This is a genomic window from Desemzia sp. AGC72, assembly GCF_057334175.1.
In genome coordinates this window covers 1-13,935 of record NZ_JBHFIG010000001.1, presented here as the reverse complement: position 1 = coordinate 13,935, position 13,935 = coordinate 1, and the positions used below count along the sequence as shown (strand labels likewise).

11 protein-coding genes are annotated in these 13,935 nt (G+C 37.5%); 8 read left to right on the top strand and 3 right to left on the bottom strand.

Annotation, left to right across the window (positions count from 1 at the left end):
- Nucleotides 1-38: 38 nt before the first annotated feature.
- Nucleotides 39-1,376: a chromosomal replication initiator protein DnaA gene (dnaA, locus tag ACE025_RS00055; RefSeq protein WP_485936201.1), complete on the bottom strand. Its 1,338-nt coding sequence runs from the start codon at nt 1,374-1,376 to the stop codon at nt 39-41.
- A 1,123-nt stretch (nt 1,377-2,499) separates the two neighbouring features.
- Here dnaA and rpmH point away from each other — a divergent pair.
- From rpmH to treC, 6 genes are all read left to right on the top strand, one after another.
- On the top strand, nt 2,500-2,634 hold the full coding sequence (gene rpmH / locus ACE025_RS00050) for a 50S ribosomal protein L34 (protein WP_007725519.1): 135 nt from the start codon (nt 2,500-2,502) through the stop codon (nt 2,632-2,634).
- Nucleotides 2,635-2,742: 108 nt separating this feature from the next.
- Nucleotides 2,743-3,084 carry a ribonuclease P protein component gene (rnpA, locus tag ACE025_RS00045; RefSeq protein ID WP_485936199.1) on the top strand — a complete coding sequence of 114 codons (342 nt, stop codon included), beginning with the start codon at nt 2,743-2,745 and terminating at the stop codon, nt 3,082-3,084.
- A 31-nt stretch (nt 3,085-3,115) separates the two neighbouring features.
- Nucleotides 3,116-3,961 carry a membrane protein insertase YidC gene (yidC, locus tag ACE025_RS00040; protein ID WP_485936197.1) on the top strand — a complete coding sequence of 282 codons (846 nt, stop codon included), beginning with the start codon at nt 3,116-3,118 and terminating at the stop codon, nt 3,959-3,961.
- Nucleotides 3,962-4,019: 58 nt separating this feature from the next.
- Nucleotides 4,020-4,811 carry an RNA-binding cell elongation regulator Jag/EloR gene (gene jag / locus ACE025_RS00035; RefSeq protein WP_485936195.1) on the top strand — a complete coding sequence of 264 codons (792 nt, stop codon included), beginning with the start codon at nt 4,020-4,022 and terminating at the stop codon, nt 4,809-4,811.
- A gap of 327 nt (nt 4,812-5,138) precedes the next feature.
- Complete coding sequence (treP, locus tag ACE025_RS00030; RefSeq protein WP_485936193.1) at nt 5,139-6,647, top strand: PTS system trehalose-specific EIIBC component; 1,509 nt, start codon at nt 5,139-5,141, stop codon at nt 6,645-6,647.
- Between the two features lie 36 nt (nt 6,648-6,683).
- A complete protein-coding gene (gene treC / locus ACE025_RS00025; RefSeq protein ID WP_485936191.1) occupies nt 6,684-8,339 on the top strand; it encodes an alpha,alpha-phosphotrehalase in 1,656 nt (551 codons plus the stop codon).
- A 117-nt stretch (nt 8,340-8,456) separates the two neighbouring features.
- On the opposite strand, the gene treR is transcribed toward treC, so the two are convergent.
- Nucleotides 8,457-9,170: a trehalose operon repressor gene (gene treR / locus ACE025_RS00020; protein WP_485936189.1), complete on the bottom strand. Its 714-nt coding sequence runs from the start codon at nt 9,168-9,170 to the stop codon at nt 8,457-8,459.
- A gap of 328 nt (nt 9,171-9,498) precedes the next feature.
- On the opposite strand from treR, the gene mnmE reads away from it, so the two are divergent.
- Entirely contained in the window at nt 9,499-10,887 is a 1,389-nt protein-coding gene (gene mnmE / locus ACE025_RS00015) for a tRNA uridine-5-carboxymethylaminomethyl(34) synthesis GTPase MnmE (protein WP_485936187.1), read from the top strand.
- A gap of 50 nt (nt 10,888-10,937) precedes the next feature.
- Complete coding sequence (gene mnmG / locus ACE025_RS00010) at nt 10,938-12,827, top strand: tRNA uridine-5-carboxymethylaminomethyl(34) synthesis enzyme MnmG (RefSeq protein ID WP_485936185.1); 1,890 nt, start codon at nt 10,938-10,940, stop codon at nt 12,825-12,827.
- Between the two features lie 75 nt (nt 12,828-12,902).
- On the opposite strand, the gene ACE025_RS00005 is transcribed toward mnmG, so the two are convergent.
- The gene (locus ACE025_RS00005; RefSeq protein ID WP_485936183.1) at nt 12,903-13,724 is read right to left on the bottom strand and encodes a ZIP family metal transporter; all 822 of its coding nucleotides are present in this window, start codon (nt 13,722-13,724) and stop codon (nt 12,903-12,905) included.
- Nucleotides 13,725-13,935 lie beyond the last annotated feature (211 nt).

The following is a 13,935-nucleotide window of genomic DNA, read 5'->3' as shown; positions in this document are numbered from 1 at the left end:
GTTTCGGGAAAACTTATTGAGTTATACACAGCGGACAATCAGCTAAATGTTTTTTTAAGTTCACTGATTTCTTTTTTTAATTGATCATTTGTTGTTAGAGCTTGAGCAATTTTTTCATAAGCATGAATAACGGTCGTATGATCTTTCCCACCAAATTCAGCACCTATTTTAGGTAAAGATGAAGATGTCAACTCTCTTGATAAGTACATCGCGATTTGACGCGGCAATACGATAGATTTTACACGCTTCTTACCTTTTAAATCAATCATGGAAATTTGATAGTATTTGCTGACAGCTGCTTGAATATCTTTGATTGTAATAGTGGTTGGTTTTGAAGAAGGCAGCATGCTTTTCAATGCATCAGCAGCTAAACTTGTAGTGATTTCACGACTTTCAATGGCTGCATAAGCTTGTACGCGTACTAATGCTCCTTCAAGTTCTCGAATATTCGAATCGATCTGACCAGCAATGTAGCTTAATGTATCGTCAGGAATTTCGAGCCTTTCTGCATTAGCTTTTTTGCGTAAAATCGCGATTCTAGTTTCCAGATCTGGCGGCGTGATGTCAACTGATAATCCCCAAGCAAAACGGGATACCAATCTTTCTTGAAGTTTAGGAATCTCATTTGGCAAACGATCACTTGTTAATACGATTTGTTTTCGATCATCATATAATGCATTGAAAGTATGGAAAAATTCTTCTTGTGTTCCTTCTTTGTCTGCAAAAAATTGAATATCATCTACTAATAACAAGTCAACACTTCTATATTCCTGGCGAAACTTCTCTTGCGTTTTATTTTGGATCGAATTGATAAAATCGTTCGCAAAGGTTTCACTACTGACGTATTTCACCTTAGCATCAGGATTTAATAGTAACATCTGGTGCCCGATTGCATGCATCAAATGGGTTTTCCCCAATCCAACCCCTCCATAGAAGAACAGCGGATTGTATATAGTTCCTGGTTCTTCAGCTACAACAAGAGCTGCTGCGTGAGCCATCTGATTGCCTTTTCCAATAACAAATGTATCAAAAGTATATTTGTCGTTTAAAAAAGCATTTTTCTTAAATGGATTTTTCTGTTCGATTCCTGAAGATGGTGATTTTTTTTGTGCTGCTATAGCTTCTTCTTCATTTTTTATCACAAAAATAGGCGACAATTCTTGACCGGAAAATTCGTAAATATTTTCTACGATTCTAGTTGTCAGATTATTTTCCCAATATTCTTTGTGCAATGAAGAAGGAACTTCAACAATTAAATGCTGATCTGTTACTCTGATAGGATTTGCAGATTCAATCCAAGTATCATAACTTACTTTAGAAAGTGAGTCTTTAAATCTTTCTTTTAAGTAGTTCCATAAAGAATGTAATTCATCCAACCGAAATCCTCCCTTTATTTATAACGTTAGACAAAAATTGTATTTATATCGCAATTGTACTCAGTAAGATAATGTACCTCTTAATTCTATTCTTTAGCTTGTTGAAAACTATTTTTAAAGAACCAGCAAATTTATAGATATATTCATTCATCATCACTCAACTCTATTTTTACGAGTGTCTGTTTTATTTTAGCACGATAAATAAAAGTTTTCCACAAGTACTTTCCACCTGTTGAAAATATATCCAAAGGTAGTGTATAAAGTTATCCACAAGACTAAAAAATAATGTGGGTAACTTGAAATACCATTTTTAATCCAAAGTCCATTGTGGATAAAAATCCAAAAAAACTGTTGATGTACCAATTGATTAAAGAGTTATCCACAGAGAAACTAAGAGGGTGGATAGAAACGGTGAACAGCTTGTTAGTTTGTGGATAAATAGGGGAAAAGCCAGTGGAGAAGAAAATAGAAAAAAAGGCAGGAAAAAGAAAAGGGGATAACAAATTTACATTGTGGATAACTTAAGGAGTTAAAAGGAAGTTTTCGTCAGGCTAATAGTATAAATTAAATAGAGATTTAAAGATGGAATAAACCTTTCTACTAAAAAAAAGTTTGTGTATCAACAAACAACCGGTTGTTAATTGATACACAAACCAAAGCAGTGATTGTTAAAGAAGAATAAACCATTGATATTGGTTCGAATATCGAAATGAAGCCAAAAAATATCAACTAGTTAACATGTAAACTTAAATATTACTATATTATTAAGAAATAAATTTTTGGACCTGTTAAATCTGCCACACTATTCTTAGCTGAAGTTTAGATAACATATTAAACTGGAAGACAATTGATCAATGGCGGGATGATAGAGTCATAAGAAAGGGAGAATTTAATTCATTTTCTAGTTTTATCCCTAAAAAACTTAAAAAAATGACAAATATAAGAAAAAAACAAAAAGTTGTTTTATGTTTTTTATATTTATGGTATGATATTTTAGTGAATGATTTAGATTGGGTGATTGTGGCTTGACAAGTCTGGTTTTTATCATTAAAATGTTCAAGACTGTCTTTATAAATTCCCAACCCATTTTAAGAAAGATAGTTTTTCAGGAGGTGTAACACGCATGAAAAGAACTTACCAACCTAAAAAGCGTAAACGTCAAAAAGTACATGGTTTCCGTAAACGTATGAGTACAAAAAATGGACGTAATGTATTGCAAAGTAGACGCCGCAAAGGCAGAAAAGTATTGTCTGCATAAGATCACTGACCGTCTCAGTGGTCTTTTTTTTCTATTTTTTTAAATTCAAATTTTTTTTTTAATAAAAAAATTCAATAAAAAGTGTTATAAAGATGAGGTATGAATATCATGAGGAAAGCGTATCGTGTAAAAAAAGAAGCTGAATTTCAAAAAGTCTTTCATCACGGGAAATCCACAGCAAATCGTCAATTTGTTGTTTACGTGTTAACTAAAGAAAATCAACCTCATTTTAGAGTAGGTATCTCTGTTGGAAAAAAAGTAGGAAATGCCGTGACGAGAAATTATGTCAAACGTCGAATCCGTCAAAGCCTTACAGAGCTGAAAGTAGATTTGAGAACAGACAAAGATTTCATCATCATAGCGCGTAAGCCTACAGCAGATATGTCTATGAGTGAAATAAAGAAAAGTTTAATTCACGTTCTAAAATTAGCTAAAATGTTAGACAAGTAACAATTTTTTTATAAGAGCGGAGGAAAAAAGCGTGAAAAAGCGTAAGCGATTACTTCTTTTACTAGGGATGTTAGCATTAACAGTAGTTCTAGCAGCATGTGGTACAGGACCGATAAATAGTGAAAGTACAGGTTTTTGGGATCGATATATAATCTATAATTTTTCACAAGTTATCATTTGGTTGTCTAATTTATTAGGCGGAAATTACGGGATAGGGATCATTGCTTTTACTTTGATCATTAGAATCATCCTGTTGCCTCTTACTTATTATCAAACAAAGAGCAGTCGTAAAATGACGGATGTTCAACCTCAGCTGAAAGCTTTACAAGAAGAGCATTCTTCTAAAGATGCTGAAACACAAGAAAAATTACGTGCTGCAACTTCTCAATTATATGAAGAAGCGGGAGTCAATCCTGCAGCGGGATGTTTACCGTTATTGGTTCAAATGCCTGTATTGATTGCATTGTATCAAGCGATTAGTCGTACCGAAGTTTTGAGATCGGGAGATTTCCTATGGGCAAATCTGGGATCACCAGATCCATACTTTATTTTCCCTGTCTTAGCAGCCATTTTAACTTTGGCAACTTCTAAATTATCAAGCATGAGTCAAGAAGGATCAAATCCTACTATGGCAATCATGACTTATATGATGCCGGTCATGATCTTATTCATCAGTATCTCTTTGCCAAGTGCAGTATCCTTGTACTTCGTAGTAAGTAATGGATTCTCTGTTCTGCAAACACTGATTTTGAATAATCCATTCAAGATCAAAAGAGAACGCCGTGAAAAAGAAGAAGCTGAAAGAAAACGTGAAAAAGATCGTCAACGAGCTTTAAAACTGGCTCAAAAAACGAAACGAAATGTAAAGAAAAAATAATCTCTAAACAGTTATGCATTCATTATAAATATCTAACAGTTTTGAACGGAGGATAGAAATGGATAAATACACCGCAAAAGCTCCTACTGTTGAAGAAGCAATCGAAAAAGCTTTACGTACTTTAGGAGTGAAGAGAGAAGAAGCTTCCATTGAAGTTATTGAAGAAGGAAAGAAAGGGTTTCTTGGATTTGGTCAAAAAGATGCTGTTGTAAAGGTCACTAAACATATTGCGACTGAAGCAAAACAAGCTCCTACTGCACCAATAGAACTGGAACCAGCAGAAGAAGACGAATCGCAGATACCTGATTTTTCTCATAATCTGGAAGAAAACAAAACGACTGAACAAAATGCAGAAGAAATAATCAATGAAGAAGCTGGAACTAGAAATGATGAAGAAGCTATAGATTTAGTAGCTGATTATCTGACTAATATAGCTGAAACATTAGGTGCTCCTGCTTCCATTAAGGTAGAACAGCAAGATAAACAAGTAGTCTTTCATTTAGACGCTGAAAAAGCTGGAGTGCTGATTGGAAAGCATGGAAAAGTATTGAATGCATTGCAATCTTTAGCACAAGTTTTACTCCATAGACATGCAAAATCAAAAATGGCTGCTATAGTGAATATCGGCGATTATCGAGAACGACGAGAAGCTATCCTAAAACGGTTAGCAGAAAGAACAGCTGACAAAGTAAAGGAAACTAATCAACCGGTATTTTTAGAACCAATGCCGGCTTTTGAAAGAAAAGTCATCCATTTTTATCTGAGTCAAGATACATGGGTAACGACTCATTCAGAAGGTCGAGAGCCTCATCGCTATTTAGTGGTCGAACCATCAGAAAAACAAATTTGAAGAACAGCTGTCCCAATCAAAGAACTTACTTTGATTGGGACTTTTTTTTTGCATAAAGAGAGCTGTAAAGCTACATTTAAATCAAAGAAGGAGGTTGGGTAGAAAGATTAGTCCATAGTAGAAGTTTGCCATGCTTTATTTAGCTTTTATTGTTCTTTTTCGTCTCGTCAATTGCTTGTCTCATGTTCTTCTGTTGATTCCTGAAGTGAAAAACGACACCATTATTTAAAACGCTTGCAATAATTGAAAAAAGCGCTATAATGAACTTGTATATACAAGTAAATATTCTCAAGCACTTATTACATTATTTTTTGAGGAGGAAGTAACATGGTAGATTTTAAGCAAGATGCAAAGCAGTTGCTGGAAGATATCGGTGGTCCAGAAAATATTTCAGCCGTTACTCATTGTGCAACACGTATGCGTTTCGTATTGAATGATCCATCGAAAGCAGATAACAAAAAGATTGAAAAAATTCCAGCAGTAAAAGGAACTTTTACTCAAGCAGGACAATATCAAGTCATTATTGGGAACGAAGTAGCAACTTTTTACAATGAATTTGAAAAAATCTCTGGTAAATCTGGAGTATCAAAAGACGAGGTAAAACAAGCTAGTAAGAAAAACCAAAATCCATTGCAACGTGCAATGTCGGTGTTGGCAGAAGTCTTTTCTCCAATTATTCCAGCTATCGTTGTTGGGGGGCTTATTTTAGGGTTCCGTAATATTTTAGAAGCTATTCCGATGGAGTCGCTTGGTCAAATGGTAGTAGATGGTGTTCCGCAAGTCAATGCAGCCGGGGAACCCATGTACAACACGATTGTGAATGTCAGTCAGTTCTGGAACGGGGTAAACTCTTTCTTATGGCTGATCGGTGAAGCGATCTTCCACTTCTTACCAGTAGGAATCACATGGAGTATTGCTAAGAAAATGGGGTCTACTCAAATTCTTGGTATCGTATTAGGGATCACCTTAGTATCGCCGCAATTATTGAACGCGTATGCAGTACCGGGAACAGCAGCAGCTGATATTCCATTCTGGGACTTTGGATTCTTCCAAATCGACATGATTGGGTACCAAGCTCAAGTTATACCGGCTATGTTGGCAGGGTTCTTATTGGCATACTTGGAGTTAGGGCTGCGTAAAATCATCCCGCAAGCTATTTCAATGATTTTTGTTCCATTGTTTGCTCTAGTGCCAACTGTATTGATTGCACACACTGTTTTAGGACCAATCGGATGGCAAATTGGCGACTGGATTTCAAACATTGTATATTCTGGTTTAACAGGTTCACTGAGCTGGTTGTTCGGTCTACTATTCGGAACATTCTATGCACCACTTGTTATTACCGGATTGCATCACATGACGAATGCGATCGACTTGCAGTTGGTAGCTGACTTTGGCGGAACAAACTTATGGCCGATGATTGCATTGTCTAATATTGCTCAAGGTTCTGCTGTAGTAGCAATCATCTTCATCAATCGTAAAAACAAAGAAGAACGCGACATTTCGATTCCAGCTGCTATTTCTTGTTACCTGGGAGTTACTGAGCCTGCTATGTTCGGTATCAATATCAAATACGCATACCCGTTCTTTGCAGCTATGATTGGCTCAGGCATTGCTGGTCTAGTATCAACAATCTTTAATGTAACTGCAAACTCTATCGGTGTTGGTGGACTACCTGGTATTCTTTCTATTCAAAACCAATACTGGGGAATTTTCCTGGTTTGTATGGTTATCGCAATCGTTGTACCAATCGTATTGACATTTGCATTCAGTAAAAATAAGAGATTCCAAAAAATGGGTATTGATGATTTACCACAACCTAAATTGGGATCATAATAAAAAATTAATCAACTAGAAGAAGGCAGGGATTCTGTGAGTAACATGCATGAAAAAGTCGTTTATCAAATCTATCCAAAGTCATTCCATGATTCGGACGGAAACGGAGTAGGGGATCTAAGGGGAATTATTGAAAAAATCCCATATTTAGCAGGACTAGGTGTAGAAATGCTATGGCTTAACCCATTCTTTATTTCACCACAAAACGATAATGGTTATGATGTTGCAAATTATACAGAAATAGACCCGTTATTTGGAACAATGGCTGATTTTGATGAGTTGGTATCAAAAGCGAAAGAAAATGGCATGGGTCTTATGCTGGATATGGTATTAAACCATACTTCCACAGAACATGAATGGTTCCAAAAAGCTTTAGCTGGAGAAAAAAAATATCAAGATTACTATATTTTAAGAAAAGCAAAAGAAGATGGCAGTTTACCTACGAACTGGGTCTCCAAATTTGGAGGTTCAGCGTGGGCAAAATTCGGAGATACAGATCAATATTACCTTCATCTTTTTGATGTGACTCAAGCCGATTTAGATTGGCGCAACCCTGAAGTACGCGAAGAAATGTTTAAAATTGTGAATTTCTGGTTGGAAAAAGGCGTTACTGGATTTAGATTTGATGTAATCAACCTGATCGGAAAAGATGAAGTTTTATTGGATGCAGAAGACGGAGTTGGTAAGGGTCGTTATACTGACCGCCCAATTACACACGAATTTTTGCATGAGTTGAATCAACGCACGTTTGGTCGATATGAAAATATTATGACAGTTGGAGAAATGTCTTCTACAACTGTAGCAAATGGAGTGCAGTATTCTAATCCGGAAAATGAAGAGTTGTCTATGATCTTCAGTTTCCACCACTTAAAAGTAGACTACGAAAACGGAGAAAAATGGACTAAGATTGATTACGATTTTATGGAATTGAAGAAGATATTGGATGAATGGCAAGAAGGTATGTCTAAAGGGAATGGATGGAACGCACTGTTCTGGAATAACCACGACCAGCCTAGAGCCACCAGCCGATTCGGGGATCCTGTGAATCATTTTGAAGCTTCAGCTAAACTGCAAGCTCAAACGATTCATTTGCTTAGAGGGACGCCTTACATCTATCAAGGTGAAGAAATCGGGATGACGAATCCCAACTACTCAGATATTAGGGATTTTGTTGATGTCGAAACTATCAATGCCTATGAAGAACTAAAAGAAAAAGGCTTGGGACACGAAGAAATCATGAACATTGTTCGAGAAAAATCTCGTGACAACAGCCGTACTCCGATGCAATGGTCGAATGACCTTCACGCAGGATTTACAACGGGCGAACCGTGGCTGAAAGTTGCAGATAATTATCATGAGATCAATGTGGAAAAAGAATTGTCAGAAGGTTCTATAATAGAGTACTACAAGCGCTTGATTGCTTTGCGCAAGGAAATGAAAGTTATTTCTGAAGGAAACTACCGAGGGATCTTAATGGATCATCCAAGCGTATACGCTTATGTACGTGAGTATGAAGGTGAAGAATTACTGGTTCTGAACCATTTCTATGAAGAGCCGGTTACTATTGAAGTGCCTGAGGAATTCCAAAACCGCAGCAGCAAGTATTTGATCGGTAACGGAAAAGAACGAGAATTAGGTTCATCCATTACTTTACAAGCTTTTGAAACAGTCGCTTATTTGTTTGGAAAATAGAGTATAGCAATGCCCCGTGAAGAGAGGAGTTTAGTCCACTTTTCACGGGGCATTTTTGCGTATAAAACCCGTTTGTCACTCAAAAATTACGGTTGAGTGAAGAGCGGGTTATCTTTTTTATGGAGTTCTTCTTCGCGCAAAATCTACAAACCGGAATTTGTCCAGACGGTGTCTTGATTCTGTATATTGGAAAAAGCGTGTGTCTTCTAAATAAACGGAACTTCTGACAACTACGACATGAGAGTCATTGTGCAAATCCATCAGTAGTTTGTCTTCTTTTGTGATCGGTTCGACAGTAAACTCTTTTTGAGCGTATCCAATAACTAAGCCTAGTGTATGCTCAATATAGTTGTATAATGAATTCTCCGCTTCTTTATCGGGGATTTCAGGGATGATAGACGTAAGCAAGTAGTCTTTGTCTAAGATCACTGACTCGCCGTTTACTTGCCGTTGGCGTTCAATATAATACACTTGTGTATCAGTTGGAAGGCTGAATTGCTGGATAATGTGCTGAGGCATCAACTGACGTTCATTTTTTGTAAGAATCGTTTTGCCTTTGATGTGTTGAGTATCTTGGATCTCTTTATAGCTGGTCAAACCCGAGACTGGAAAATTAAATCTTTTAACGTCTAAAACGATGGATCCTTTTCCTTGCTGTTTTTGAATATAGCCGCTTTCGAGCAGCAAAACGAGTGCTTTTCGAATCGTTTCGCGTGAAACACTATAAGTTGCAGCTAATGTGTTTTCACTAGGCAACAAGTCGCCTGGCTTATATCGTTGATTTAAAATTGCTGCCTCAAGGTCCAAATAAATTTCATTAAATTTATTCATTTTCGTTAACCTCTCAATCTTTCGTTCCCTCTTAGTTTAGCACATTTAGGCTGCTAAATCCTTTATTATCACTGGTTTTGAATAAAAAAGAAAACTTGGACCAGAAAAGAGAAAAACTTTTTCAATCTTATTGACAAAAAGTTAGAGACCTTGTATCATGCTTTAAGGATGTAGAATACAAAGTGATTCTACGGGCAAGTCAATTAAATATATTTATCCAAGGATAAAAAGTAGTCAAAGTGCTTTATCCATTTCTAATTTGAGTAATTCAAATCAAGGGGTGGAGTGGGCACTTTTTTCGTGCAAAAAATTAAAGGAGTGAACGAGTTTGTCATTTGAATTTGATACTATTGCAGCCATTTCAACGCCTCCTGGTGAAGGAGCTATTGGTATTGTCCGTTTAAGCGGTGAGGAAGCAATAGCTGTTGCAGATCGTGTTTACAAATTAGGGTCGAAACAACTAGCAGACCAAACGAGTCATACGATTCACTATGGGAATATCGTGAATCCCAAAACCAACGACACAGTAGACGAAGTAATGGTGACGATCATGCGTGCACCAAAAACATTTACCAGAGAAGATGTAGTTGAAATCAACTGTCATGGCGGGATATTAGCGGTGAATCAAGTATTGCAGATTGTTTTGCAAAATGGCGCTCGTTTAGCTGAACCTGGTGAATTTACAAAACGTGCTTTCCTGAACGGTCGAATCGATTTGTCTCAAGCGGAAGCCGTTATGGACTTGATTCGCGCAAAAACAGATAAAGCAATGTATGTAGCTTTGCAGCAATTGGATGGAAATCTATCTAATTTGATCCGTAACTTGCGCTCAGAGATCTTAGATACTCTGGCTCAAGTAGAAGTAAATATCGATTATCCTGAATACGATGATGTAGAAGAAATGACTTCTATCTTGCTGATCGAAAAAGCTAAGCAAGTTAAAGCTGCTGTTCAACAATTGTTGGAAACAGCCAGTCAGGGTAAAATTCTAAGAGAAGGTTTAGCTACGGCGATCATTGGTCGTCCAAATGTTGGGAAATCCAGCTTGCTGAACTACTTGCTGAGGGAAGAAAAAGCAATCGTAACGGATATTGCCGGAACGACACGTGATGTTATCGAAGAATACGTCAGTGTCAAAGGTGTACCGTTGAGATTGATCGATACAGCCGGGATCCGCGAAACAGAAGACATTATTGAAAAAATCGGAGTTGAGCGGAGCCGTAAAGCTTTAGTAGACGCAGATTTGATCTTATTGGTGTTCAATCAAAATGAACCTTTGACTGATGAGGATAAAGCGTTAATTGAAGCGACGAATCAAAACCACCGTATCATCATTTTAAATAAAATGGATTTACCGAATAAATTAGATTTGGAAGAATTAGAGTTCTTAGTCGGAAAAGACGCAATCGTTAAGACATCTGTGTTGACTCAATCAGGAGTAGATGTATTGGAAAGTAAAATTGCGGACTTGTTCTTCTCAGGCAATACTGGCGAAAAAGATGCTACTTATGTATCGAATGTGCGCCATATCGCGTTATTAAACGATGCAGAATCAGCGTTAGACGATGTGATAGATGGAGTGGAATCTGGCATGCCGGTCGACCTTGTTCAAATCGATATGACTCGTTGCTGGGATCTGTTAGGAGAAATCACAGGAGATAGTGTGCAAGATGAATTGTTGACACAACTGTTTTCTCAATTCTGTTTAGGAAAATAAGAAAAGAATAAAAAGAACGAATGAGCAGTTTACAAAGAGAGGATGTTTAGATGAATCAGTATGAAGCAGGATATTATGATGTCATTGTTGTAGGAGCTGGACACGCAGGATCAGAAGCAGCTTTAGCAGCAGCGCGCATGGGTTCAAAGACTATGTTGATTACGATCAACTTAGATATGGTTGCTTATATGCCATGTAATCCGTCTATCGGGGGACCGGCGAAAGGAGTCGTAGTTCGTGAGATTGATGCTTTAGGTGGAGAAATGGGACGCAACATCGACAAAACGTATATTCAAATGCGTATGTTGAATACGTCAAAAGGACCTGCAGTTAGAGCATTGCGTGCTCAAGCAGACAAATTCATGTATGCAAATGAAATGAAAAAAACAATCGAACAACAAGAAAATTTAGACTTGAAACAAGGGATCGCAGAAGAATTAGTGATCGAGGATGGTACTGTTCAAGGGATCATTACAAATACTGGTGCTATTTACCGTGCGGGAGCTGTAGTATTGACTGCCGGGACATCTTCTCGCGGGGAAATCATTATTGGTGAATTGAAGTATTCTTCAGGACCGAATAACTCTCAACCGTCGATCAAATTATCAGAAAATCTATTGGAGCATGGTTTTGAATTGAACCGATTCAAAACAGGAACTCCTCCTCGTGTAAACGCGTCAACAATTGATTACAGTGTGACTTCTGAACAACCAGGAGATGAAGAAGCTAATCATTTCAGTTACGAAACACCCAATGAAGCTTATTTGAAAGATCAATTGTCTTGTTTCTTAACGTACACGAATGAAAAAACGCATGAGATCATTCAAAATAACTTGCATCGTGCACCGATGTTTACTGGTATCGTTGAAGGAGTGGGAGCTCGTTACTGTCCTTCAATCGAAGATAAAATTGTTCGTTTCAGCGACAAGCCTCGTCATCAGTTGTTCTTAGAACCAGAAGGACGCAATACGGAAGAAGTGTATGTTCAAGGGTTGTCAACTTCCCTTCCAGAAGACGTCCAAGAAGAAATCATCCATTCTATCGTTGGTTTAGAAAACGCTCGTATGATGCGAACTGGCTATGCAATCGAGTATGATGTTGTGACGCCTTATCAATTGCGCCCGTCATTGGAAACGAAGAAAGTAAACAATTTATTTACAGCTGGACAAATGAACGGAACTTCTGGGTATGAAGAAGCAGCCGGACAAGGAATCATGGCTGGAATCAATGCAGCATTGAAAGTCCAAGGAAAAGAACCTCTAGTGTTGAAACGTAGCGAAGGATACATCGGAGTAATGATCGATGACTTAGTCACTAAAGGCACTAACGAACCGTATCGTTTACTAACATCTCGTGCAGAATATAGATTGTTGCTGCGTCATGATAATGCAGACTTGCGTTTAACTCAAATGGGGTACGATATCGGTTTGGTGACGAAAGAACGTTATGACAAATTCTTAATCAAAAAAGCTCAAATCGAAGGAGAAATAGAACGATTAAGTCAAATTCGTTTGAAACCTACAGAAGAAATCCAACGTTTCTTAACGGAAAAAGGTCATGCTCCATTGAGAGATGGAATCTTAGCGATTGATTTCTTGCGTCGTCCAGAAATCAGTTATTCAGAATTGATGCAATTTGCGGGCAATGATGTTGAATTGCCGGAAGACGTACAAGAACAAGTCTCCATTCAAGTAAAATACGAAGGGTACATTGCAAAAGCTGCTAATAAAGTAGACAAGCAAAAAAGAATGGAAAACAAACGTATTCCAGAAAATATCGACTACCGTGCAATCAATGGATTAGCAAATGAAGCAAAAGAAAAGTTGATCAAAATTCAACCAGAAACGATTGCTCAAGCTAGCCGAATCAGTGGTGTGAATCCAGCAGATATCTCTATTTTAATGGTTTACGTGGAACAAGGAAAAATTGCTAAAGTATAAATCATCAAAAAATACCGTCTCATTAAGGATTGACTTCTTAATGAGACGGTATTTTTTTGTCTATATATTTAAAATTTATCCTAAGGCTACATCCAGAACCATCATGACGCTAAATCCTACTAGTAAGGAAAGTGTAGCGATATCTTTGTTGCCGTTTGTTTGGGATTCAGGAATCAATTGCTCGACCACAACGAAAATCATTGCACCTGCTGCGAACGCTAAGGCATATGGTAAGATGGCAGTCATCGTAATAACTGCGATAGCACCAATTACTGCCGCTATCGGTTCTACGATGGCAGATAACTGACCAAGGTTAAATGCTCTCCAGCGACTGCTTCCAGCTGCTCGAATCGGCATAGATAAGGCAGAACCTTCAGGGATATTTTGAATACCGATACCTAAAGCTAATCCTAGAGCACTTAAAAAGGCATCTCCATTAGCAGCTCCGGAAACAACTGCTCCAAATGCTACCCCGACAGCTAGACCTTCAGGAATATTGTGGATCGTAACAGCTAAAAACAAAAGCAGGTTTTTGGATGCTTTAGTTTTAGGTCCTTCTCTGTTTTCTATAGGCTCATTAAAATGCAAATGGGGGATGACCACGTCAATCAATCTTAAAAATAGTCCACCTGCTAGAAACCCTACTACTGCTGGAACCCATGACCAAGTTCCGTAGCCGTTTTGTTCCGCATACGAAATAGATGGAGCTAGTAAAGACCAAAATGAAGCTGCAATCATAACGCCAGCTGCAAAGCCGTTCATGATGTCTAAAAACTTGCGGTTAACTTCTTTGAATAAAAACACAAAAGATGCACCAAAAATGGTACAGCCCCAAGTAAACAAGCCGGCTAAGAAAGCTTGCAATACAGGACTGAACGATTGAAAAGTCTCAACCATATTCTTTTATTCCTCCTTGAATGTAGATCATATATTATTAAGTATTTAAATGTTTCGTAGAAAGAACCTTAAAATCAGTTTTAGGCTTGTCTAAAATTGATTTTAAACTTAGCAGCCTCTTTTTGCAAGCTATACTGACTAAAAATGTTCTAAAGGGGTATTCATACATTATCGTATTTTTTTTGAGAAATAGAGTCAACCAATGTGCCTT

Excerpts from the sequence above, each read along its gene's own strand:
- rpmH (WP_007725519.1), top strand. The coding sequence starts at position 2,500 with ATGAAAAGAACTTACCAACCTAAAAAGCGTAAACGTCAAAAAGTACAT.
- rnpA (WP_485936199.1), top strand. The coding sequence starts at position 2,743 with ATGAGGAAAGCGTATCGTGTAAAAAAAGAAGCTGAATTTCAAAAAGTC.
- jag (WP_485936195.1), top strand. The coding sequence starts at position 4,020 with ATGGATAAATACACCGCAAAAGCTCCTACTGTTGAAGAAGCAATCGAA.
- treP (WP_485936193.1), top strand. The coding sequence starts at position 5,139 with ATGGTAGATTTTAAGCAAGATGCAAAGCAGTTGCTGGAAGATATCGGT.
- treR (WP_485936189.1), bottom strand. The coding sequence starts at position 9,170 with ATGAATAAATTTAATGAAATTTATTTGGACCTTGAGGCAGCAATTTTA.
- mnmG (WP_485936185.1), top strand. The coding sequence starts at position 10,938 with ATGAATCAGTATGAAGCAGGATATTATGATGTCATTGTTGTAGGAGCT.
- ACE025_RS00005 (WP_485936183.1), bottom strand. The coding sequence starts at position 13,724 with ATGGTTGAGACTTTTCAATCGTTCAGTCCTGTATTGCAAGCTTTCTTA.